21 protein-coding genes, 1 other RNA gene and 1 pseudogene are annotated in these 23,045 nt (G+C 57.1%); 6 read left to right on the top strand and 17 right to left on the bottom strand.

Going from position 1 to position 23,045, the window contains the following annotated elements; all coding sequences use genetic code 11:
- Nucleotides 1-98 precede the first annotated feature (98 nt).
- Both QLG21_RS05905 and QLG21_RS05900 read right to left on the bottom strand, forming a co-directional pair.
- Nucleotides 99-1,169, bottom strand: a complete 1,071-nt coding sequence (locus QLG21_RS05905; RefSeq protein WP_282484048.1) for a LacI family DNA-binding transcriptional regulator — start codon at nucleotides 1,167-1,169, stop codon at nucleotides 99-101.
- A gap of 76 nt (nucleotides 1,170-1,245) precedes the next feature.
- Nucleotides 1,246-1,848, bottom strand: coding sequence for a hypothetical protein (locus QLG21_RS05900; RefSeq protein ID WP_282484047.1), 603 nt, complete (start codon nucleotides 1,846-1,848; stop codon nucleotides 1,246-1,248).
- Nucleotides 1,849-1,935: 87 nt separating this feature from the next.
- Here QLG21_RS05900 and QLG21_RS05895 point away from each other — a divergent pair, with 87 nt between their 5' ends.
- A complete protein-coding gene (locus tag QLG21_RS05895; protein ID WP_102892085.1) occupies nucleotides 1,936-3,357 on the top strand; it encodes a PLP-dependent aminotransferase family protein in 1,422 nt (473 codons plus the stop codon).
- Nucleotides 3,358-3,429: 72 nt separating this feature from the next.
- On the opposite strand, the gene QLG21_RS05890 is transcribed toward QLG21_RS05895, so the two are convergent.
- The 3 genes from QLG21_RS05890 to ffs form a co-directional block, all read right to left on the bottom strand.
- The gene (locus tag QLG21_RS05890) at nucleotides 3,430-3,645 is read right to left on the bottom strand and encodes a hypothetical protein (protein WP_006176927.1); all 216 of its coding nucleotides are present in this window, start codon (nucleotides 3,643-3,645) and stop codon (nucleotides 3,430-3,432) included.
- Entirely contained in the window at nucleotides 3,642-3,893 is a 252-nt protein-coding gene (locus tag QLG21_RS05885; protein WP_006176926.1) for a hypothetical protein, read from the bottom strand. Before QLG21_RS05885 ends, QLG21_RS05890 begins: the two co-directional genes overlap by 4 nt.
- 277 nt (nucleotides 3,894-4,170) lie before the next feature.
- Nucleotides 4,171-4,267: signal recognition particle sRNA small type (gene ffs, locus QLG21_RS05880), an RNA gene on the bottom strand.
- A 179-nt stretch (nucleotides 4,268-4,446) separates the two neighbouring features.
- Here ffs and QLG21_RS05875 point away from each other — a divergent pair.
- A pseudogene (locus QLG21_RS05875) lies at nucleotides 4,447-4,758 on the top strand (MGMT family protein); the annotation flags it as partial.
- 33 nt (nucleotides 4,759-4,791) lie between these two features.
- Here the strand turns inward: QLG21_RS05875 and QLG21_RS05870 are convergent.
- On the bottom strand, nucleotides 4,792-5,322 hold the full coding sequence (locus tag QLG21_RS05870; RefSeq protein ID WP_137849194.1) for a YbaY family lipoprotein: 531 nt from the start codon (nucleotides 5,320-5,322) through the stop codon (nucleotides 4,792-4,794).
- 205 nt (nucleotides 5,323-5,527) lie between these two features.
- Here QLG21_RS05870 and tesB point away from each other — a divergent pair, with 205 nt between their 5' ends.
- Entirely contained in the window at nucleotides 5,528-6,388 is an 861-nt protein-coding gene (gene tesB / locus QLG21_RS05865) for an acyl-CoA thioesterase II (RefSeq protein WP_006176923.1), read from the top strand.
- Between the two features lie 95 nt (nucleotides 6,389-6,483).
- On the opposite strand, the gene amtB is transcribed toward tesB, so the two are convergent.
- The 5 genes from amtB to QLG21_RS05840 all read right to left on the bottom strand — a co-directional run bounded on the left by amtB (nucleotide 6,484) and on the right by QLG21_RS05840 (nucleotide 12,400).
- Nucleotides 6,484-7,770: an ammonium transporter AmtB gene (gene amtB, locus QLG21_RS05860; RefSeq protein ID WP_042320831.1), complete on the bottom strand. Its 1,287-nt coding sequence runs from the start codon at nucleotides 7,768-7,770 to the stop codon at nucleotides 6,484-6,486.
- 34 nt (nucleotides 7,771-7,804) lie between these two features.
- A complete protein-coding gene (gene glnK, locus QLG21_RS05855; protein WP_006176921.1) occupies nucleotides 7,805-8,143 on the bottom strand; it encodes a P-II family nitrogen regulator in 339 nt (112 codons plus the stop codon).
- Between the two features lie 221 nt (nucleotides 8,144-8,364).
- Nucleotides 8,365-10,146, bottom strand: a complete 1,782-nt coding sequence (locus QLG21_RS05850; RefSeq protein ID WP_137849195.1) for a SmdB family multidrug efflux ABC transporter permease/ATP-binding protein — start codon at nucleotides 10,144-10,146, stop codon at nucleotides 8,365-8,367.
- Nucleotides 10,139-11,911, bottom strand: a complete 1,773-nt coding sequence (locus QLG21_RS05845) for a SmdA family multidrug ABC transporter permease/ATP-binding protein (protein ID WP_282484046.1) — start codon at nucleotides 11,909-11,911, stop codon at nucleotides 10,139-10,141. Before QLG21_RS05845 ends, QLG21_RS05850 begins: the two co-directional genes overlap by 8 nt.
- A gap of 30 nt (nucleotides 11,912-11,941) precedes the next feature.
- Nucleotides 11,942-12,400, bottom strand: a complete 459-nt coding sequence (locus QLG21_RS05840; RefSeq protein WP_006176918.1) for an Lrp/AsnC family transcriptional regulator — start codon at nucleotides 12,398-12,400, stop codon at nucleotides 11,942-11,944.
- 115 nt (nucleotides 12,401-12,515) lie between these two features.
- Here QLG21_RS05840 and QLG21_RS05835 point away from each other — a divergent pair, with 115 nt between their 5' ends.
- Nucleotides 12,516-13,562: a PLP-dependent cysteine synthase family protein gene (locus QLG21_RS05835; protein ID WP_282484045.1), complete on the top strand. Its 1,047-nt coding sequence runs from the start codon at nucleotides 12,516-12,518 to the stop codon at nucleotides 13,560-13,562.
- A gap of 41 nt (nucleotides 13,563-13,603) precedes the next feature.
- Here the strand turns inward: QLG21_RS05835 and cof are convergent, their stop codons facing one another.
- The gene (gene cof, locus QLG21_RS05830; protein WP_006176916.1) at nucleotides 13,604-14,422 is read right to left on the bottom strand and encodes an HMP-PP phosphatase; all 819 of its coding nucleotides are present in this window, start codon (nucleotides 14,420-14,422) and stop codon (nucleotides 13,604-13,606) included.
- 101 nt (nucleotides 14,423-14,523) lie between these two features.
- Here cof and QLG21_RS05825 point away from each other — a divergent pair, with 101 nt between their 5' ends.
- Together QLG21_RS05825 and queC are read left to right on the top strand one after the other, a co-directional pair.
- Complete coding sequence (locus tag QLG21_RS05825; protein ID WP_137849199.1) at nucleotides 14,524-16,224, top strand: SgrR family transcriptional regulator; 1,701 nt, start codon at nucleotides 14,524-14,526, stop codon at nucleotides 16,222-16,224.
- Between the two features lie 66 nt (nucleotides 16,225-16,290).
- A complete protein-coding gene (queC, locus tag QLG21_RS05820) occupies nucleotides 16,291-16,986 on the top strand; it encodes a 7-cyano-7-deazaguanine synthase QueC (RefSeq protein WP_058609290.1) in 696 nt (231 codons plus the stop codon).
- A 62-nt stretch (nucleotides 16,987-17,048) separates the two neighbouring features.
- On the opposite strand, the gene QLG21_RS05815 is transcribed toward queC, so the two are convergent.
- The 5 genes from QLG21_RS05815 to lon all read right to left on the bottom strand — a co-directional run bounded on the left by QLG21_RS05815 (nucleotide 17,049) and on the right by lon (nucleotide 23,000).
- Nucleotides 17,049-17,447 (bottom strand): YbgC/FadM family acyl-CoA thioesterase, encoded by a 399-nt coding sequence (locus QLG21_RS05815; protein ID WP_282484044.1) that lies wholly within the window; start codon nucleotides 17,445-17,447, stop codon nucleotides 17,049-17,051.
- A gap of 99 nt (nucleotides 17,448-17,546) precedes the next feature.
- Nucleotides 17,547-17,927 carry a helix-hairpin-helix domain-containing protein gene (locus QLG21_RS05810; protein WP_282484043.1) on the bottom strand — a complete coding sequence of 127 codons (381 nt, stop codon included), beginning with the start codon at nucleotides 17,925-17,927 and terminating at the stop codon, nucleotides 17,547-17,549.
- Between the two features lie 148 nt (nucleotides 17,928-18,075).
- Entirely contained in the window at nucleotides 18,076-19,950 is a 1,875-nt protein-coding gene (gene ppiD, locus QLG21_RS05805; protein WP_282484042.1) for a peptidylprolyl isomerase, read from the bottom strand.
- Nucleotides 19,951-20,162: 212 nt separating this feature from the next.
- Complete coding sequence (hupB, locus tag QLG21_RS05800; RefSeq protein ID WP_002444653.1) at nucleotides 20,163-20,435, bottom strand: nucleoid-associated protein HU-beta; 273 nt, start codon at nucleotides 20,433-20,435, stop codon at nucleotides 20,163-20,165.
- A 210-nt stretch (nucleotides 20,436-20,645) separates the two neighbouring features.
- Complete coding sequence (gene lon / locus QLG21_RS05795) at nucleotides 20,646-23,000, bottom strand: endopeptidase La (protein WP_006176909.1); 2,355 nt, start codon at nucleotides 22,998-23,000, stop codon at nucleotides 20,646-20,648.
- Nucleotides 23,001-23,045 lie beyond the last annotated feature (45 nt).

The following is a 23,045-nucleotide window of genomic DNA, read 5'->3' as shown; positions in this document are numbered from 1 at the left end:
CCTCGTTGCGAAGCGCTCACAATTTTAGTCAACATGCCCTGGCAACATGCGGGGGTAAAGCGCCAGACGGCAAGGAAGCGGGCCAGATCACAAAAGATCTACCCGCGCGCGATTTTCTCGGCCAGCACGGCCAGGCTTCTTAGCTGCCGGGCCAGATCTTCACGTTCAGCCTGCAAAGGCGCGCGCGGGGCGCTGGACTGTCGGGTAATCAGGGTGACGGGAAGCTGCTTCTGCCAGCGCGTTTCGCCCTGCGTCGGGGCCAGCAGCCACTCCACGCTTTGCTCGCCCGCCTCGCGGAAGGCCTGGCGTATGGTGGTCAGCGGGGGCGTGAACCAGGCGCTGTCGGCCGTGTCATCAAACCCCACGATCGCGATCTGTCCGGGGACGGCAACCCCCTTTTCTGCACAGGCGCGTATCACGCCCAGCGCCATCTGATCGTTTGCCACAAGGATGGCCTCGGGCAATTCCGCGCCCGATAACAGCTGATGGCCTTTTTCGTATCCCGAGGCGGCACTCCAGTCGCCGCAGGCTTCGCCAGCAGGCTGAAGACCCGCCTGCGCCAGCACGTCGCGCCAGCCCGCGAGACGCGCCTTCGCCGAGACAGCATCGTTGGGCCCGCTGAGCAGCGCAATCCGCCGGTGTCCGAGGGCGAGAAGATGCTCAGCCCCGAGTCGCGCCCCCTGCACGGCATCAAAGACCAGACTGTTAACCTCTGCGGAAGGGGCCACATCAAGAAACAGTATCGGCACGGGCGAGGCCATCGACTGCAACCGTTCCGCGTACGGATCGTCGAGCGGAACGTTGACCAGCAGCGCATCCACGCGCTGCGCCAGCAACTCCTGCAGGGCGGCCTGACACTGCTCAGGGCGTTCAACCATCGAAATCAGTACGCTCGCCCCCTGCTCGCCCGCGCGGGATTTTACCGCCGAGGCAATTTGTGACGGGGCGTGGAGGGCAAGGTCGGTGGTTATCAGCCCCAGCGTGCGGGTGCGCTTTCCGGCCAGCTGCTGCGCGCCGCGGTTCGGGACATAATGCAGCTCCGCCATGGCCCGCAGGACCTTTTCCCGCGTCCGGGCAGAGACATGCTCTGCCTCGTTAATGACGCGGGACACCGTCTGATAAGAAACCCCCGCAAGGCGGGCTACGTCATAAAGGGTGATCGCTTTCATGCACTCTGACATCGTTAAAATAGATGCGCTATTCTGGCACATCGGCCTTATGAATACCTGTGAGCGCTTCGCATTATTACATCACCCGCGCGGGCTTACCCACTCGCGGCTTCTGGAGAAACCACGGCATACAGAGCTGAATGAGCGGGCCAATGGACAATGCATACAGCACCGTGCCGACGCCAAAGGTTCCGCCCAGCGCGATGCCAATCACCAGCACCGAGACTTCAATCACCGTGCGCACCACCCGGATTGACCAGCCAAACCGCGCATGCATACCGGTCATCAGCCCGTCGCGCGGGCCTGCGCCAAAGCCCGCGCCGATATACATTCCGGTTGCAAGGGCATTCACCACGATGCCAGACACCAGCAGGGCGATACGGATCGGCAGCGAGGTCAGTTCCGGGATCAGCGCCATTGAAGCATCCGCCGCCAGGCCAATACAGATCACGTTGCTGATCGTCCCAAGCCCGGGAAGCTGGCGAAGCGGGATCCACAGCAGCAAGACCGCCGCCCCGGTCAGGATAATCACCGTACCGATGGTCATTCCCAGCTGAAGCGCGACCCCGAGGTGAAACACATCCCACGGATCGACACCCAGATCCGAACGGATAAACATCGCGGTCGACAGGCCATACAGCCCCAGCCCGATATAAAGTTGAACCAGACGACGTACCATTATTTGCTCTCTACAATGAATCAGGCGTTCATCATGGCGGAAAATGGCACTATGATTAATGTCCAGTTTTCAAATAGTGGACTGCATATGTCATCACGCCGCTTCGGCAGCCAGTCTTTAGTGCGCCTGTTAGGCCACTGGCAGCAACCCTCCTCACGCACCCCGCTCTGGCGACAGCTGGCTGATGCGTTACGTCTGCTCATTCTTGACGGCAGGCTGGCGCTCAATACGCGCCTGCCGGGGGAGCGAGAACTGGCGACCTCGCTTAACGTCAGCCGGACTACCATCAGCAGCGCGCTGGCGCATCTGCGGGAAGAAGGCTACCTGGAAAGCCGCCACGGCAGCGGCTCGCGCGCGATCCTGCCGGACACCCGCGCCGTCCCGACGCTTTCCACCGCAAGCGTCGCGCTCGATCTGTCAACGGCCGCCCTCAGCGCCGGGCCTGAACTTCACCAGGCCTACACCCATGCGCTGACGGCCATCGCCCAGCACCTGACCCTAACCGGATATGATCAGCTGGGGTTACCTGCCCTGCGCGAAGCTATCGCGGCACGTTACACCGCGCGGGGGCTACCCACCCGTGCGGATGAGGTGATGGTGGTCAACGGTGCGGTCAGCGGTTTTGCCCTGGTATTGCGCATGATGACCGGCCCCGGCGACCGCGTGGTGGTGGATCATCCGACGTACCCGCTGGCGATAGCCGCCATTCAGGGCGCGCTGTGCAGGCCGGTCGGCGTCTCGCTGCCTGAAACCGGCTGGGACACCGACGGTTTTGCCGCCACGCTTGCGCAAACCGCGCCGCGTCTGGCGTACCTGATGCCGGACTTCCATAATCCGACCGGACGCTGCATGGATAACGTAACGCGCCAGGCGATAGCCGATATTGCCGCCAAAACCCGCACTCCGCTGGTGGTGGACGAAACCATGGTCGATCTGTGGTTCGATGCCCCGCCGCCACCGCCGCTGGCCGCGTTCAACCCCGAGGCCACGGTCATTACGCTCGGTTCGGCAGGAAAAAGTTTCTGGGGAGGATTGCGGCTCGGGTGGATCCGCGCGTCGTCGCGAACGATTGCCACCCTCGTTCAGACCCGCGACACGCTGGATTTGGGCTCTCCCCTGCTGGAACAGCTGGCCACGGAGTGGCTTATCGAAAACAGCGAGACTTTTCTGCCCGCACGCCGGGCCATGCTGGCGAAACGCCGCGACCGCTGCGGCGAGCTGTTGCGTGAGCATTTTCCGCAGTGGACCTTCAATGAAGCGGAGGGCGGGCTTTCCTACTGGGTTGAGTTGCCCGGCATGCTGGCAACACAGCTTGCCGCCCGGGCGGAGGCGCTGGGAATTAATCTGGGAACAGGTACGCGATTCGGGCTTTCAGGGGCCTTCGACCGCTATCTCCGTATGCCCTTTTCACTCGATTCGGCGGAGCTTGAGCAGGCGCTGCTGAGAATTAAGCCGCTATGGCTGGCGCTAAACGGCACCACGCCGCCCGTGAAGCAAAGCCCGGTATAATTGGTTAAGCGAAGCGGATAATAAAAACTGCTGACTGTCATGCAACAGTCAGCAGTTTTCACAGGTCAGGATTTAGTGCTGAGGAGGAATAGGGAAACCCTTCAGTGAAATAACGAAACTTTCACCTTCTTTCTTTATTTTTGCGCCGGTGTCGCACCAGTCAGACGCAATACGAAAGAACTCATCACTTTCCACATTCCAGCCAAGACGAACATGTTTTACATAGCCTGAACGCAACAGATCGCAGGCCTCTTTGTAGTCACTGGCAGTCGAGGGTTGTTGTTTCATTTTCTCTTCTTCAGAAGTTTTCGTAGAGCTTTGATTTCTTTAGGAGTAAAAGGAGAAACGCTCTCTTCTTCCGTATGCTGATTATCAATATCCTCTTCCGATACTCCCGCCTCTTCTACCGCTTCGAATGCCAGCAGTAGCAGTTTCTCTGTGGTCACGCTCAGGTTCTCATTATTCACTTCGGCATAGTGGCGAAGTCTTTCTTTTAGCGCTTCATCAATTTTAACGTTTAATACCGCAGTAGCCATAATGGTTACATCCCTTCGCAATAAGTTATTTATTTAATACACGAAGTTGTAAGTCTTATCCAGATATATATTTTTTGCTTATGACAGAAAAAAGACGCCCAATAATAAAATGCCAGTCTATTATTACAGGTTTATGACAATATTATTTCAGGAGAATGAAAGAAATATTACACGGCGGAATATAATCCTAATAATTGTGTGGATTAATTCCGTTTCCAGGGTCAAGGCGACAGGGAGGAAAGAGTGAGAATGTCTGGAGAGCAGAAATGGGTGGGGGCCCTGCCAGCTACATCCCGGCACACACGTCGTCTGCCCTGGCTGCTTCCTTCCGGACCTGACCTGGTGAACAGAGTAGCGTTGCGGGAGAACCAACAGAGCCCCCATTGAGAGCGTTGATAACCAACGCGCTGGCGCATTATCCCCATGCAGCACCCTAATTGCAAGCCGCCCGCAACTGGATGGTGGTTTATTGCGCAAACTTCCCTTTAATATCAGGTATTATCTTCTTTTCAGGCCTCTGAACGCCAGAATCGCAATTCCGACAGGAGCAGTAATGGACGAACACGACTCTTTCCCGCAGCGCGTGTGGCAGATTGTGGCCTCCATCCCGGAGGGGTTTGTCACCACCTATGGCGATGTCGCCAGGCTGGCGGGATCACCGCGTGCGGCGCGACAGGTGGGCGGCGTGCTTAAACGTCTGCCGGAAGGCAGCACGCTTCCGTGGCATCGGGTGGTGAACCGCCACGGCGCCATCTCGCTCACAGGGCCGGATTTACAGCGTCAGCGTCAGGCGCTGCTCGCAGAAGGGGTCCAGGTGTCAGGAAAGGGGCAGATTGATATACAGAAGTATCGGTGGCGCTATTAGCGCCCTCTCCCGAAAGAGAGGGCGAAAGGCCGATTAAAGCTGGGTCGGAGGGTTTGTTGGCATCGCGGGCTGATTTGCCTGCGGCGCGACCGGCACGGCGGTCTGCTGGACAGGCACCAGCGTCAGGTCGGCTTTGGTGCCGCCTTTGTTGATCACTTCCTGAACCGTATCGGTGATAAAGACCAACTTATCGTTGATCGTCACCGCGGCACTCAGCAGGATACGCGCGTTAGGCTGAACCTCTGACGGGTTAAACGGCAGCACGAAGCTGAACGGCGCCTGTTTACCCTCGGTACGTACCGCACGCTGTGCCAGCACCTTAGACGGGGCATCGGCCATAGACGCGTCGGAAAGCGTAACCGTCAGGACTGCGTCAGGCGGTAAAGCCACTTTCTGACGGATCCATACCGTACCAGAAACATTCGGCTGCTTAATGGTTTGCTGCGAAAGTGTACTTACTCCACCCGGGGTAGCGGTTGGAACGGCTACATCGGCGCTCTTATCGGCACAGGCTGACAGCGCAACCGCCATCGCAAGACCACTTATCATAGGCACGAGTTTCATTGAAGTCTCCTTATCATCAATGCACCAGCGGGATCGATCCCATCCGATGTCGTTTACATTCACATAACGTTTTCAAGTGTGGCACAAATCACTGATTAATGCCTAATTTTGACCAGATATTCAGACTAATCTACCCATCGGACCACTTAGATTTCTGCGTTATACTCAGCGTATCTTTCGCCACGGCGTTATATTGAGGACAATTATGAGTCAAGCACTGAACAACTTGCTGACGTTACTGAACCTGGAAAAAATTGAGGAAGGGCTCTATCGCGGACAGAGCGAAGATTTAGGTTTACGCCAGGTCTTCGGGGGGCAAGTGGTTGGCCAGGCGCTGTACGCCGCAAAGGAGACCGTCCCGACGGACCGTCTGGTGCACTCCTTTCACAGCTACTTCCTTCGCCCGGGCGATAGCGCAAAACCCATTGTTTATGATGTTGAAGTCCTGCGTGATGGCAACAGTTTTAGCGCCCGCCGCGTGGCGGCGATCCAGCACGGCAAGCCGATCTTCTACATGACCGCCTCGTTCCAGGCACCCGAACCGGGCTACGAGCATCAGAAGACCATGCCGCCAGCGCCTGCACCGGATGATTTGAAATCTGAGACGGACATCGCCCGCTCGCTGGCGCATCTGCTGCCGCCTCAGGCGAAAGAGAAGTTTCTCTGCGATAAGCCGCTCGAGATCCGCCCCGTCGAATTCCATAACCCGATGAAGGGCCACGTCGCCGAGCCAAAACGCCAGGTGTGGATCCGCGCCAACGGCAGCGTGCCGGAAGATTTCCGCGTGCATCAGTATCTGCTGGGCTATGCCTCTGATTTTAATTTCCTGCCAGTCGCGTTGCAGCCGCACGGTGTTGGCTTCCTGGAAAAAGGGATGCAGGTAGCAACCATTGACCACTCCATGTGGTTCCATCGTCCGTTCGACATGAACGACTGGCTGCTTTACAGCGTGGAGAGTACGTCGGCATCCAGCGCACGCGGGTTTGTGCGCGGCGAGTTCTATACCCAGGATGGCGTCCTGGTAGCCTCGACGGTGCAGGAAGGAGTAATGCGTAATCGCGGTTGACGTAAAAAAGCCGGGTGGCAGCTTCGCCTGACCCGGCCTACAAAAGTACAATCACAGGCCCGGTAAGCGCAGCGCCACCAGGCAATGGACTCTGGTTACGCGTTATAGGCGTTCTCGCCGTGGCTGTTGACGTCCAGCCCTTCGCGCTCCTGCTCTTCCGGTACGCGCAGACCCACGGTCATGTCCGCCAGCTTGTAGCCGATAAAGGCCACTACGCCAGACCACACCACGGTGATGGCAATACTTTCCAGCTGAACCAGCACCTGATGCATCATGGTCACGCCTTCCGCGTAGCCCACGCCACCGAGCGAGGTTGAGGCGAAGATACCCGTCATGATACAGCCGATAATGCCGCAGACGCCGTGCACACCAAACACGTCGCAAGGATCGTCCACGCGCAGTACGCGCTTCAGGGCCGTGACGCCCCACAGACCGGCCAGACCCGCCACGATGCCGATCAGCAGCGCGCCGCCAACGCCCACATACCCACAGGCCGGGGTAATACCAACCAGACCGGCAATCGCACCTGAACAGGCACCCAGCAGGGAAGGTTTACCGCGCACCGCCCACTCACCAAACACCCAGGAGAGGATTGCGCCCGCGGTAGCCACCACGGTGTTCACAAAGGCCAGCGCCGCGATTTCGTTAGCCGCACTTGCTGAACCGGCGTTGAAGCCGAACCAGCCAAAATAGAGAATTGCCGTACCGGTAAACACCATCGGCAGGTTATGCGGCTTGAATGCTTCTTTGCCAAAGCCCACGCGCTTGCCGATCAGGTATGCGCCGACCAGGCCCGCCACCGCAGCGTTAATATGCACAACGGTACCGCCCGCAAAGTCCAGCGCGCCGTGGGAGGCCAGCAGACCGCCGCCCCAGACCATGTGCGCAATTGGCACGTAGGAGAGCGTCAGCCAGACCACCACAAAAATCAGCACCGCCGAGAAACGAATGCGCTCGGCCAGCGCGCCGACAATCAGCCCGACGGTAATACAGGCGAACGACCCCTGGAAAGCGACGTGAATATACTGGTAGAAGCTGCCCATTAAGGCGGTCAGCTCGATATTTTTCAGCATCGCCCAGTTGAAGTTACCAAAGAAGGCGTTGCCTTCCCCGAAGGCCAGCGAGTAGCCGTACACTACCCACAACACGCAGACCAGCGCGAACGTCACTGCCACCTGCGTCAGCATAGAGAGGACGTTTTTGCCGCGGATCAGGCCGCCGTAAAACAGCGCAATGCCCGGGATAGTCATGAACAGCACCAGCGCGGTGCAGATCATCATAAAAGCGTTATCCGCTTTGTCTGCCACAGCAGGGGCAGCCATGGCGAGGCCCGGCAGCAGCGCCAGCGACCCCAGACCTGTTTTAATCGTTGCTATCTTCATTTTCTCGATCCCTATCACTGTATGCAGGCGTTAATTAAAGAGCCGCTTCGTCGTTTTCGCCGGTACGGATGCGAATGACGCGCTCCAGTTCAGCAACAAAAATTTTGCCGTCGCCAATTTTGCCGGTATAGGCAGCTTTGCTAATAATATCAATCACTTCATCAAGCTGATCGTCTGCGATTGCGACATCAATCTTCACTTTTGGCAGGAAGTTAACGCTGTACTCTGCGCCGCGATAAAGCTCGGCATGCCCTTTCTGACGCCCAAAGCCTTTCACTTCGGTGACCGTCAGCCCCTGAATACCCATGGAAGACAGGGCTTCACGCACGTCCTCAAGTTTGAATGGTTTAATAATCACCGTAACGAGCTTCATAAATCCCCTCCAGTCAGAATTCGGTATTGGCCGTAGCTGCACGAAGAGGCTATTGCAAGCGGTATGCCAGAATTGAAAAAGCGAGGAAAAAGCGGCGCGGTGAACGCAGGACGGGGATTGTCATTTAACAGGTGAAAAAAAACGCACCATGGCAGTGCACGGTGCGTTTCATTTTTGCACCAACGGATATGCCCGTCGGCGCAATGCCTGATTATGGTGCATCAGGCGTTCAGGGACGCTTCCTCACGGGTGCTGGCGGCCAGCTCTTCACCGGCCAGCTGCAGCTGATACATCTGCCAGTAGCGCCCTTTCGCTTCGAGTAGCGCTCTGTGCGTGCCGCGCTCCACGACCTGTCCACGGTGCAGCACCAGAATAATGTCAGCATCCACGATCGTTGAAAGACGGTGGGCGATCGCCACCAGCGTCGTACGATCGCGTACGGCCGCCAGCGCCTGCTGGATCGCCTGTTCGGTGCCGGAATCAATGCTCGCCGTGGCTTCATCCAGAATCAGCACCTGCGGCGTGTCGATTAACACCCGCGCCAGCGCCAGAAGCTGCTTTTGCCCAACGGACAGATTGTTGCCCTGCTCGCCCAGTTTGGTGTTGATCCCGTCGCTAAATCCCCGCGCCAGGTCCGCCAGCTGCACCTTTTCCAGCACGTCCCAGACCTGTTCCTGAGTAAAGGGTCGGCCGAGCGTCACGTTGGCGAAGAAGGTATCGGCCAGCACGACCGGATCCTGCTGCACCATTGCGACGCCCTTACGCAGCGTGTTGTGACTTAATGATGCGAGAGGACGCCCGTCGAGACGAATTTCTCCCTGCGTTAAGGGGTAGTAGCCCATCAGCAGGCTGGCAAGCGTGCTTTTGCCGCTGCCGGTATGCCCCACTAAGGCCACAAAGCCGCGCGAGGGGATATCCAGGGTGATGTCCTGCAGCACCAGCCGGTCATCGCGATAGGCAAAGGAGACGTTATCAAAGGCAATGCTGCCGCTTTGCAGCGGGCGGTCATCATCACCGTAGGTCTGACGCGGTCTGTCCATCAGTTCAAAAACGCGTTCCCCGGCGACGACCGCCTGCTGGAGCATCGACTGCTGCGTCGTCAGCTCAATCAGCGGCTCGTTGAGGCGGCCAAGGTAGCTGATAAAGGCGTACAGCACCCCAACCTCAATGGTTCCCTGGGTTGTCAGGCCAAACAGCATCAGCAGGCCACACAGCACCAGCGTCGAGAATAGGCTCAGCAGCGGGCGTAACAGAAAACCGTCGAGGCGCAGCGTCTGCATTCTCGCCATATAGTGCGAACGGCTGGCTTCCCCCATCCGCTCGCCAAAGCGCGCCTGCTGGCGGAACTGCTGAATAACGCTCATGCCGTTGATCACTTCGTTAAAGCCATCGTTGATGTCCGCCAGATAGGCGCGCACCCGGCGAACAATAGGCGTGCTGTAACGCTGGTAGATAACCATCACCGTCAGGACGGCCGGGAAGATGGTTATCGCCACCAGCGCCATCCGCCAGTCGAGGCTAAACATCGCCACCAGCATCGCGCCAATCAGCGCCGCGCTTCGCAAGACGGTTGCGACCACGGTGACGTAAAGATCGCGGATCACTTCGGTATCGTTAGTCACGCGCGAGATCACCTGCCCGACCGGCTGGGTATCAAATTCGCTGAGCGGCTGGCGCAGCGCCGCGTCCATAACATCCGTACGCAACTGCTGCACGACGCCAACGGCCGCGCGGTTAAACAGCAGCGATTGGGCATAGTGCAGCCCGGCCGCCGTTAACTGAAGCCCGATATAGGCCACGCCCAGTCCCGCCACCAGCCCCAGCGGCAGGTCGCGTTTCGCCACCATATTATCGATGAAGTAGCTGATGAGTAGCGGACCGCTCACTTCGGCAATGGCCGCAATCCACAACAGCCCCACGGCAATGGACAGCGGTTTTCGCCACGGCGAACCGTAGGCCAGCAGGCGTTTTAGCGTCGGCCACTGGGCGGTAAATTTACGCATCAGACGCCTCCTTTTCCGGCTCCGGCGCATCGTCCAGCGCCGCCTCAAGCTGCTGATAGCGGTACATATCGCGATACCAGCCGGGCGATTCAACCAGCTGCTCGTGCTGCCCGCGCTGAACAATGTGCCCGTGCTGCAGCACCAGAATTTCACTGGCCTCCGTCAGCGCCGACAAACGGTGCGCGCTGATGATCACCGTGCGTCCTTCCCCCCACTCGCGCAGGTTGTGCAGGATCTGATGTTCCGTTCGGCCATCAACGGCGGAGAGCGCGTCATCAAGGATCAGAATTTCCGCGTTCAGGAGCAGCGCGCGGGCAATGGAGATACGTTGTTTTTGCCCGCCAGACAGCATAACGCCGCGCTCGCCCACTTCCGTTTCATAACCCTGCGGCAGGCGCAGAATATCCTCGTGAACGCTGGCTAAGCGCGCCACATGCTCAATGTCTTCCTGCGTCGCCGAAGGGCAGCCGAGGGCGATGTTATTGGCGATGGTGTCGGAGAATAAAAACGGCGTCTGGCTGACCACCGCCAGGCGACTGCGCCACTCGTCCAGCACCAGGTTACTCAGCGGAAGAGTGTGGAAACGAATGTCCCCCTTTGTCACATCGAAATGGCGCTGGAGCAGCGACAGAAGCGTGCTTTTGCCGGACCCGGTCGGGCCGCAAATCCCCATCATCTGACCCGGCTCAAGCGTAAAGGTGACGTTCTCAAGCACCGGATGTTCCGTCTGCGGATAGCGAAACTCGCGGATGTCCGCCTGCACGATGCCACGCCCCTGCGGAACCGCTTCGCTGCCGTCATTGACGACCGGCGCTTCAGCCAGCATGGCGCGGATACGGCTATAGGCCGCGCTGCCGCGCTCCACGATGTTAAACATCCATGCCAGAGCCAGCATCGGCCAGATCATCAGCCCCAGATACATGGCAAAGCTGGTGAGTTGCCCGAGGGTCATCGTTCCCTGCACCACCATCCAGCTGCCGCCGCCAATGGCCAGCAGGTTCGCCATACCGATCGCGATATAAATTGTGGGATCAAACCGGGCGTCAATCCGCGCCACGCGCATGTTTTTCGCCCCGGTATCGGCGGCATCGGCGGCAAACAGGGCTGACTGACGGTCTTCCAGACCAAAGGCTTTGATCATCCTGATGCTGGTCATGCTCTCCTGCGTGCGGTCGTTCAGGGAGGAAAACGCCGCCTGCGCCAGCTTGAAGCGCTCATGCAGCTTTTCGCCGTAGCGGTTGATGGCGAGCGCCATCAGCGGCATCGGCAGTAGCGCGAGCAGGGTGAGCTGCCAGCTGATCTGGGTCGACATGACGATCAGAACCGCGCAGCCCATCACCAGGGAATCGACCAGGGTCAACACCCCTTCCCCGGCGGCGAAGACCACGCGGTCGACGTCATTGGTCGCGCGGGCAATCAGATCCCCGGTGCGATGGCGCAGGTAAAATTCAGGATGCTGGCGGCTCAGCTGACGGTAAAAATCTTCGCGTAGCTCAACGGCCAGCTGATAGGACGCCCCGAACAGCAGCACGCGCCACACGTAGCGCAGCAGGTAGACAATTATCGCGGTCAGCACCAGCGTCCCCACCCACATCATCACCCGTGCGGCGGTGTAATGCTGCTCGGTCACGCCGTCCACGACGTATCCCACCACTTTCGGCGGGAGCAGTTGCAGAATGGCAATAATAATAAGCAGGCAGACTGCACCGAGGTAGCGTTGCCACTCCCGACGAAAGTACCAGCTCAATTGGGCAAATAATCGCACGCGGTTTGTTCCTGAAGGTATTGTATGAAGTTATTCAATAGGTAACGCAGTGGTGTATTTAATCTGTTCCATCGCGAAGCTGGAGGTGACGTCCGACAAGCCCGGCACGCTGTTGACCAGCCGCTTGTAGAAGTCGTCATAACGTTTCATGTCGGCCACCTGAACGCGCATAAGGTAATCGTACTCACCGGCCATGCGCCAGAAACCGAGCACCTCAGGCATATCTGAAACCTGGTTAACGAAACGGCAATACCATTCACTGCTGTGATGCTGCGTTTTTATCAGGACAAAGGCGGTCAGCCCCAGCCCCAGTTTTTCGGGATCCAGTAGCGCCACGCGTCCCAGCAGGACGCCGTCATCTTCCAGCTTTTTCAGGCGCTTCCAGCAGGGTGTGGTGGTCAGATTAACGGCATCAGCCAGCGCCTGCAAAGAGAGGGTGCAGTCGTTTTGCAGCAGGCAAAGCAGCTTGCGGTCAATTTTATCTAGCATACCCACCTCACAGAGAAAAATTTTCTCCTTACATTCTATTTTAAAGGCCAGATAGCAACAATTTTTTCTGTGCTTTTCGCTATGCTGGGCACAAAATGACAAACGGATAAATACGATGAATAGCAACTGGGTTAAACATGCCATCAGCGAAATCAATGCCGACTACCAGCGTTCGGCTGATACCCATCTGATCCGCCTTTCGCTGCCCGGCTTTGCGGGCATTCAGCTCTATCTGAAAGATGAAAGCACCCATCCTACCGGTAGCCTGAAGCACCGCCTGGCGCGTTCGCTATTTTTATACGGGTTATGTAACGGCTGGATTAAAGAAGGCACCACCATCATTGAATCCTCATCCGGTTCAACGGCGGTCTCAGAGGCCTATTTTGCCCGCCTGCTTGGCCTGCCGTTTATCGCCGTGATGCCCTCCTGCACCGCCAAACGCAAAATCGAGCAGATCGAATTTTACGGCGGTCGCTGCCACTTTGTGGAAAGCGCCTGCGAAATCTACGCCGCATCGGAGATGCTGGCCCGCGAGCTGAACGGCCATTACATGGATCAGTTCACCTTTGCCGAGCGTGCGACCGACTGGCGGGGCAATAACAACATTGCCGACAGTATTTTCCGCCAGATGGCCCACGAGCCTCATCCGGTACCCTCCTGGGTTGTGATGAGCGCAGGCACCGGCGGCACCTCGGCGACAATCGGACGCTATATCCGCTGTCAGGGCTACGATACGCAGTTGATGGTGGTTGACCCGCAAAACTCGGTGTTCCTCGACTACTGGCAGAGCCGTGATGCCGGGCTGCGCAGCCCGGTGGGGAGCAAAATAGAAGGGATTGGTCGCCCGCGCGTGGAACCGTCGTTTATTCCAGAAGTGGTGGACGAGATGCTCCGCGTACCGGATGCGGCCAGCGTGGCGACGGCCCACTGGCTGGAGACACAGCTTGGCCGTAAGGTCGGTGCTTCCACCGGGACCAACATGTGGGGCGCGCTACAGCTGGCGGTGCGTATGCGCGAGGCCGGGAAAACCGGCTCTATCGTGACGCTGCTGTGCGACAGCGGTGAGCGCTATCTGGATACCTATTACAACACCGGGTGGGTGCAGGCCAATATCGGTGACATTGCGCCATGGAAAGCGCAAATTGCCGGGATGCTGAAATAAAAAAAAGCCAGACCGAAGTCTGGCTTGCTGGAAGGGTCTCACTATTCGGGGGAATACGGGAGGTTGTTGTTGTCCAGCCAATGAGTCAAAAAATGGGACACGGCTTCGTTACGGCAGTGTCCGATAACCGGCAGATGAGGTAGCTCAGCAATCAGCTGCGGCATCGCGTTCCCCATAATCACACCGCGACCGACGCTGCCCAGCATCTCGCGGTCGTTCATGGCGTCGCCGAACGCCATACAATCCTGCATCGTTAAGCCCAGGTGATCGCTCAGCACCGCCAGGGCCGAACCTTTGTTACAGCCCACCGGCAGCACTTCCAGACAGTCCACCGCCGAGAAGGTCAAATGCGCGCGGTCCCCTAACGCTTCGTTAAGCTGTACGCGCAGGCGGCGGAGATCGTCGTGATCGCCGCAGAAACAGATCTTGGTCACCGCATGCGCGGGGAGGCGGCGCAGATCGACGATTTGATAGCTGAACCCGCTATAAACGTGAGCGTGCAGCAGATCGGGGATCGCCTGTCCGGTAAACCAGCCGTTATCATTGAAGACATGTACGCTGGCCTGGGTATCCCAGGTACTGTGCAGCACAATGTCCGCCACTTCCGGGTTGAGATCCTGACGGTGCAGCACATCACCTTCGACGGAGTGGATCCGCGTCCCGTTACCGGTTATCAAAAACGCGTCCAGGGAAAACGCGCCCATCAGATGGCGCATCTCCAGCACATGACGACCGGTGGCAAATGTCAGAGTGATATCACGCTCGTGCAGACGCTTCAGCGTGTTCAGGGTGATTTCCCCTAAACGGTGATCCGGCATTAACAAGGTGCCGTCCATATCGAATGCTGCGAGCCGAGCCATGAGTACTCCTGAAAAAAGATGCAATTAACTTGTGCATCAGTATTGCGTGAGATATACGGAAGTAATAGTGAATAGATGATAATTATTGTTCCGGGTTTCTTATGCGCCTGCTTAACCGTCTCAATCAGTATCAACGCCTGTGGCAGCCCTCCGGTGGTGCACCACAGCAGGTCACCGTCAACGAACTTGCTGGCCGCTGTTTTTGCAGCGAGCGGCACGTGCGTACGCTGCTGCGCCAGGCGCAGGAGGCGGGCTGGCTAAGCTGGCGTGCGCAGTCCGGCCGCGGCAAGCGCGGTGAACTGACGTTCCACGTCACCCCGGAGTCCCTGCGTAATACGATGATGGAAGAGGCGCTGAAAAGCGGGCAGCAGCATAATGCGCTCGAGCTGGCGCAGCTTGCCCCTGAGGATTTGCGCGCCCTGCTGCATCCGTTTATGGGTGGCCTTTGGCAGAACGATACGCCCGTATTGCGCATCCCCTATTACCGCTCACTGGACCCGCTAACGCCCGGCTTTTTGCCCGGCCGGGCGGAGCAGCATCTGGCAAGCCAGGTTTTTTGCGGATTAACCCGCTTTCACGACAGCAGCAATGAACCGGCGGGCGATCTGGCGCACCACTGGGAGGTCTCTCCCGACGGGCTGCGCTGGCATTTTTATATCCGCTCCACGCTACACTGGCACAACGGCGATAAAGTCGACACCGCCCAGTTGCAACAAAGCCTGCTGGGGCTGCTGGCCATGCCCGCCCTGCAAAAGCTGTTTCAGAGCGTTTTGCGCATTGAAGTGACGCATCCTCAGTGCCTGACGTTTATGCTGCATCGCCCGGATTACTGGCTGGCGCACCGGCTGGCAACCTACTGCAGCCGGCTTGCGCACCCTGACCAGCCGATGACGGGCTGCGGTCCGTTCAGGCTTACCCTGTATGATGCGGAGCTGGTCCGTCTTGAAAGCCATGAGCAGTACCACTTGAACCACCCGCTGCTGAAAGCGATCGAGTTCTGGATCACCCCACAGCTTTTCGATTCCGGGCTGGGAACAAGCTGCCGCCACCCGGTTCAAATCGCCATTGGCGAACCGGACGAGCTGGCCAGTCTGCGGCTGGTGAGTAACAGCACCAGCCTCGGCTTTTGCTATCTCACGCTTAAACAGGGCGGCCGCCTCAGCGAACGCCAGGCGAAACGGCTGGTCAATATCATCCACCTTTCCACGCTCCTGCACACCCTTCCGCTGGACGAGGGGTTAATCACCCCTACAGAGGAGTTGCTTCCCGGGTGGCGCATTCCCGAGTGGCCGGACCTCACCGACGTGCCGCTGCCGCAAACGCTGACGCTGGTTTACCATCTTCCCGTTGAGCTACACACCATGGCGAACCAGTTGAAAGCGTATCTTTCCCGGCAAGGCTGTGAGCTGACCCTGATTTTTCATGACGCTAAAAACTGGGATGGGTGCCCGGCCCTGGCGCAGGCCGACATCATGATGGGCGATCGTTTGATTGGCGAAGCGCCAGAATATACGCTCGAACAGTGGTTACGCTGCGACCCGCTGTGGCCGCATCTGCTAAGCGCGCCGCAGTATTCGCACCTGCAGGCGACGCTGGACGCGGTGCAAACGCAGGTGGATGAGCAGGCAAGGCACGCCGGGCTTAAAGCGATATTCAGCCAGCTGATGGAAAATGCGGTGCTGACGCCGCTGTTTAACTATCAGTACCGGATCAGCGCCCCGCCGGGCGTCAACGGGATACGGTTGAATACCCGCGGCTGGTTTGACTTCACCGAAGCCTGGCTTCCGGCCCCCAAATCGTGAAGGGGCTGGTCGCCGCCAGAGCCAGGCGGTAACATAACGCTTTTACCGTAACTGTCGAGATGATTTATGAAACGTGCCGTCGTCGTGTTCAGCGGAGGACAAGATTCCACTACCTGCCTGATTCAGGCGCTTCATCAGTACGATGAAGTTCACTGTGTCACTTTCGATTATGGTCAACGCCATCGCGCTGAAATCGACGTTGCGCGCGAACTGGCCCTGAAACTGGGCGCGCGAGCGCACAAGGTGCTGGACGTTAACCTGTTAAACGAACTGGCCGTGAGCAGCCTCACCCGCGACAGTATTCCGGTTCCTGATTACGAACCCGACGCCAGCGGCATCCCGAACACCTTTGTGCCGGGCCGTAATATCCTCTTTCTGACCTTAACCGCGATCTATGCATACCAGGTTAAAGCCGAAGCGGTGATCACCGGCGTGTGTGAAACCGACTTTTCGGGCTATCCGGATTGCCGCGATGAGTTCGTCAAAGCATTGAACCACGCGGTAAACCTTGGCATGGCGAAAGAGACGCGCTTCGAAACGCCGCTGATGTGGCTCGACAAAGCCGAAACCTGGGCGCTGGCAGACTACTGGGGCAAACTGGACCTGGTGCGCAGTGAAACCCTGACCTGCTACAACGGCATCAAAGGCGACGGGTGCGGCCAGTGTGCGGCCTGTAACCTGCGTGCTAATGGCCTGAACCACTACCTGGCCGATAAACCCGGCGTGATGGCCGCCATGAAGCAAAAGACCGGCCTGAAATAACCGGGCATTACACCGTGCTGCCGCCACGTTAACGCCGACAGCACGGTGATATCTATCTCACCTTACACGATCATCAACTCCAGCTTTTCACGTAACTCCCCTTCCAGCGGCAGCGCTTTTTGCGTTTTGAGATCGATGCACACAAAGGTGATCAGGGCATCGGCCACCACCTGCCCTTCTGGATCCAGCGTCACCACCTGGCTTAGTACACCGCTTTTTCCGTTTAGCTGCTGGACCTGGCTGGTCACGGTCAGGACATCGCCCAGCACGGCAGGACGCCGGTAGTTGATATTAATATTGACGACCACAAACGCGATGTTGTGTGCGGTCAGCCACTGAAAACTGTCGCTGTGTTCCAGGCCATCCCAGCGAGCCTCTTCCAGAAATTCGAGATAGCGAGCGTTATTGACGTGCTGGTACACATCAAGATGGAAACCGCGTACTTTGATTTTTGTCTGCATAGCGCAAAAGCCTTTACTGTAGTTATAGGTTCAGAGGTCATAACTGGTATGACCTCTTTATCCTGGCAAATTTTTGCCGCCGTGCAAGTTATTGTGCGATTACAACGTCAGGTGTGAGAGGTTGCGCTCAACCAGCGAGCTCCCCATGCCCGGAACCTGTTTCAGATCGTCGAGCGTTTTAAATGGACCGTACTCTTCCCGGTAGCTGACGATCGCCTGGGCTTTTTTCAGGCCGACGCCGTTCATCGCGCGGGCAAGATCCTCTGCCGATGCTGAATTGATGCTCACTCGCGCGCCGTCATCCTCCGCGCTTTTACCCGCGTCAGTGGCTTTCATTTGCCCCTGCGCCTGTGCGGTTGAATCAGATTTGCTCTGGGCGGCCTGCGTTTTAGCTGCGGGCGTTGACGCCAGCGCGCCTGCGCTCATCCCGGTGGTGGCAATAGCCAGGGTAATAAGCAGTGCTTTGATTCCACGTTTCATGCTGTTTTCTCCTTGTTTGTTGACAGCCACATCACGATAGCGACAAGGGAAAACAGGCACAAACGGCAGATAACAGAAATGGAAAAGGCCGCGAAAGCGGCCTTTAGGTTTTGCAGAGCGTTACGAAAATCTGCGAGCAGCGACGTAATTATTGCTGCTGCGTGATGACGTCGCCGAGCTTAATTTTGGCTTCTTTACGCAGGTTGCTCATCATCGCTTCGAACGTGATCTGAGCGTTGTTCTGGGTGATACCCTGAACCATCGCTTTTTTCTGTGCGTCCGGCAGCGTTCCCGCTTTCACTTCGTCCAGCGCCAGCAGAACCACGTTACCCTGCATATCGGTTGCAGTGCCGTAGCCTGGCTTGCCTTTCGCTGGCTGGCTCAGGCTGAACGCCGCCTGGCTGACAGGATCCTGACCGGTACGGCTCAGCGTTTTCGCTTCACCGAAGCTCAGACCCGCCGCTTTCAGCGCCTCATCACCTTTGCCCGCCTTCAGAGCGGCCAGCAGTTTTTCAGCGTCCAGCTTCGCCTGCTGCTCGGCTTTGCTGTGTTTAACCTGGGCAACCACCTGGTCTTTCACCTCAGCCAGCGGTTTCACCGCTTCAGCTTTATGATCGGTCACGCGCAGCACGAAGGCACGGTCACCGTCGACGGTAATGATGTCTGAGTTGCTACCCGGCGCACCGTTTTCGCCCACCAGACCACCGTTGAAGATGGCATCAGAAACCGGCTTGAAGTTCAGCTCTTCCGGCAGGTTGTCGTGGCCGAACCAGCCCGTCTCAACGGCTTTCACACCCGCGGCCTGCTCTGCACCCGCCAGAGATTCGTTGTCGTTGCTCGCAGCATCGCTCACTTTCTGCTGCAGGGCGTAGAAGGCATCCAGCGCTTTTTCCTGCTTCACTTTGGCCGCGATCTCATCGCGTACCTCATCCAGCGGCTTGGTTTTTGCGGCCTGAACATCGTCCAGACGCGCCACGAGGAAACCAACGGAGGATTTAATCACGCCAGACAGCTGGCCTTTGTCTTTCAGACCGGCGTTTTTCAGTTCGTCCGGGGTCGTTGCCGCTTCCAGCCAGCCCATATCGCCACCATTTTTGGCAGAGATGATGTCGGTGGATTTTGCTTTCGCCAGCGTCGCGAAATCGGCACCTTTGTTCAGCTCGTCGAGAACGGCTTTGGCATCGGCTTCGGTTTTGGTCTGGATCACGCTGTAGCGGTTACGCTGCGGCTGGGTGAACTGATCCTGGTGCTGGTCGTAGTAAGACTGAATGTCCGCATCTGAGGCATTCCCCTGCAGAGCGGCAGCATCCAGCTTGATGTAGCTTACGCGGAACTGCTCAGGCGCAACGAAAGAATTCTTGTTCTGCTCGTACCAGGCGTTCACTTCGGCGTCGCTCACCTGCTGCTTCGCAGCCAGGGCGTTGACGTCGATAGTCGCTTCACGCACAACGCGCTGTTGCGCCACCAGCGCAGCCAGTTCGTCCGTTTCACCTTTGAGCATGAAATCCGTGCCCACAACGGCATTGATGAGCTGCTGGGTGGTGAGTTGGTTACGCAGCGCCTGCGCGTACTGGTCTGCCGTCATCCCCATCTGATTAACGATGCTGTTATAACGAGCGTTATCGAATTTACCGTTAGACTGGAATGCCTGCGTCGAGAAGATCGCTTTTTTGACCTGCTCGTCGCTGATCCCCAGTCCCAGGTTTTTGGCATACTGGTCAAGCAGCGCTTCATCGATAAGACGGTTCAGCGTCTGCTGGCGCAGGTTATTCATGTAGCCTTCGTTTGCAGCCAGTTCAGAGAATTGATCGCCCAGCTGTTGCTGCATACGGTTACGTTCACCGGCGAAAGCATTCTCAAACTGCCCACGGCTAATTTCCTGGCCATTCACTTTTGCGGCATAGTTGGCGCCACCGCCGATGAGGTAGCTACTCACGCCGGTCAATATGAACGACACGATAATGATACCGAATATAATCTTGAGCACGAGACTGTTAGCAGCCGTGCGTAAGCTGTCCATCATGGTGTAACAACACTCCGCTGTATGTGACTGGTTACCTGACGCTAACGGAAAATCCTGACCGCTGCGCGTAAAGGCGTATTGTGACAAGAAACCAGTGCGATTGTCAGCCCACAACTCGCATAAACTCGCACAAATCAGGCCTGGACAAACAAAAAAGGCACATCGAATGATGCGCCCTTATACTTTTCGGCTTCCCTTAAGCGGGAAAGCAATCAGTTTACTGCGTCTTTCAGCGCTTTACCTGCACGGAAGCCCGGCACTTTAGCGGCAGCAATAGTGATCTCTTTACCGGTTTGAGGGTTGCGGCCAGTACGGGCAGCACGCTCTTTAACAGCAAAAGTACCGAAACCAACCAGTGCAACGTCGTCCCCAGCCTGCAGAGATTCAGTAACAGAAGCAATTAAAGCATCTAACGCACGTCCAGCTGCAGCTTTAGAAATATCAGCACCAGCAGCAATTTTGTCAATCAGTTGAGATTTATTCACTGTTCTCTTCCTCTCTTTATAATTTATATCGCGCCTGAATCCTTCACAACGCGACCGCGCAGCAGTTATATCAGGCCTGCCATGACCTTACAACACCCGTTGTTGATGGCTGGCCCGATCAGCAATCTAAATTAGCTATACAAAAAAAGGCTGGCAAGTACGAAATGACTTACCAGCCTTGTTTTTATTGACGCTCTTTGCGCGAGGTCACTATTTTGCGGTTACAACCTGCATTCCGGAGGGTTCATTCTGCAGTGCGAGAGTCAGAACTTCCTCAATGCGTTTCACCGGATGGATCTGCAGATCGGCAATAACGTTGTCCGGAATCTCTTCCAGGTCGCGTTTATTTTCGTCCGGAATTAATACGGTTTTGATCCCACCACGGTGCGCCGCCAGCAGTTTTTCTTTCAATCCACCGATTGGCAGAACCTGGCCGCGCAGGGTGATTTCACCGGTCATCGCCACATCGGCACGCACCGGGTTACCCGTCAGGCAAGAGACCAGCGCGGTACACATCGCGATACCGGCGCTTGGGCCGTCTTTCGGCGTTGCCCCTTCAGGAACGTGAACGTGGATGTCGCGTTTTTCGTAGAAATCAGGGTTGATACCCAGTTTCTCCGCACGCGCACGCACCACGGTCAGCGCTGCCTGGATGGATTCCTGCATCACTTCACCCAGCGAGCCGGTATAGGTCAGCTTGCCTTTGCCCGGTACACAGGCGGTTTCGATGGTCAGCAGATCGCCACCCACTTCCGTCCATGCCAGACCAGTAACCTGGCCCACGCGGTTCTCGTTGTCGGCACGACCGTAGTCGAAGCGCTGAACGCCAAGGTACGCATGCAGGTTGTCGCCGTTAATCTCAATGTGTTTCAGGCTCTTATCCAGCAGCAACTGTTTCACCGCTTTACGGCACAGCTTAGAGATTTCACGCTCAAGGCTACGCACGCCCGCTTCACGGGTGTAGTAACGAATGATGCCAATAATCGCGCTGTCATCTACGGTCAGCTCGTTGGCTTTCAGGGCGTTACGCTCAATCTGCTTCGGCAGCAGGTGCTGCTTAGCGATGTTCAGCTTTTCGTCTTCGGTATAACCGGACAGACGGATCACTTCCATACGATCCAGCAGCGGAGCCGGAATATTCATGGAGTTGGAGGTCGCCACGAACATCACATCGCTCAGGTCGTAGTCCACTTCCAGATAGTGATCGCTGAACGCCACGTTCTGTTCTGGATCAAGCACTTCAAGCAGTGCAGACGCCGGATCGCCACGCATGTCCGATGACATTTTGTCGATCTCATCGAGCAAGAACAGCGGGTTTTTAACCCCCACTTTCGCCATCTTCTGGATCAGTTTACCCGGCATGGAGCCGATATAGGTCCGACGGTGACCGCGAATTTCCGCTTCATCACGTACGCCGCCCAACGCCATGCGGATGTACTTACGTCCGGTCGCTTTCGCGATGGACTGGCCCAGAGAGGTTTTACCTACCCCTGGCGGCCCAACCAGACACAGGATTGGCCCTTTGATTTTGTTTACACGGCTCTGTACCGCGAGGTACTCAAGAATGCGGTCTTTCACGCGTTCCAGGCCGTAGTGGTCGGTATCAAGGATTTCCTGCGCCTGACGCAGGTCTTTTTTGACCTTGCTGCGGGCGTTCCACGGAACCTGTACCATCCACTCAATGTAGCCACGCACAACGGTCGCTTCAGCCGACATTGGAGACATCATTTTCAGCTTCTGCAGTTCTGCTTCGGCTTTCTCTTTCGCCTCTTTCGGCATCTTCGCCGCGTCGATTTTACGCTTCAGCGCTTCGTTTTCGTCCGGCGCGTCGTCCATCTCGCCCAGTTCTTTCTGAATGGCTTTCATTTGCTCATTCAGATAGTACTCACGCTGAGATTTCTCCATCTGCTTTTTCACGCGGTTGCGAATGCGCTTCTCAACCTGCAGCAGATCGATTTCAGACTCCATCATCGCCATCAGATATTCCAGACGTTCATTAACGTCGGACATCTCCAGCACGGACTGTTTGTCCGTCAGCTTCAGCGGCATATGCGCTGCGATGGTGTCAGCCAGACGTGCAGGATCGTCAATGCTGTTCAGCGACGTCAGCACTTCTGGTGGGATTTTCTTGTTCAGCTTGATATAGCCTTCAAACTGGCTAATCGCGGTGCGCACCAGCACTTCCTGCTCGCGCTCATCAAGCTGTGGCGAATCAAGGTACTCTGCCTTCGCAGAGAAATGCTCGCCATTGTCAGACAGAGTGGTAATACGCGCACGCTGCAGCCCTTCTACCAGCACCTTAACGGTGCCGTCAGGCAACTTCAGCATCTGCAAAATAGAGGCCACGGTCCCGACGGTGAAAAGATCGTTTACACCCGGCTCATCCGTTGATGCTTCTTTCTGGGCAACCAACATGATTTTTTTATCATGATCCATGGCGGCTTCGAGGCAACGGATAGATTTTTCCCGCCCTACAAATAAGGGTATGACCATGTGCGGATAAACCACCACATCGCGCAACGGCAATACGGGGATTTCAATGCGTTCAGAACGCTCAGGATTCATAGAGCTCTCTCTTAGTTTAGTGTCCGCCAGGTAAACTGGTCATGT

This window comes from Enterobacter sp. V87_3, assembly GCF_029967835.1.
Classification (GTDB): domain Bacteria; phylum Pseudomonadota; class Gammaproteobacteria; order Enterobacterales; family Enterobacteriaceae; genus Enterobacter; species Enterobacter cancerogenus.
This window is presented reverse-complemented; position numbering and strand designations above follow the sequence as displayed.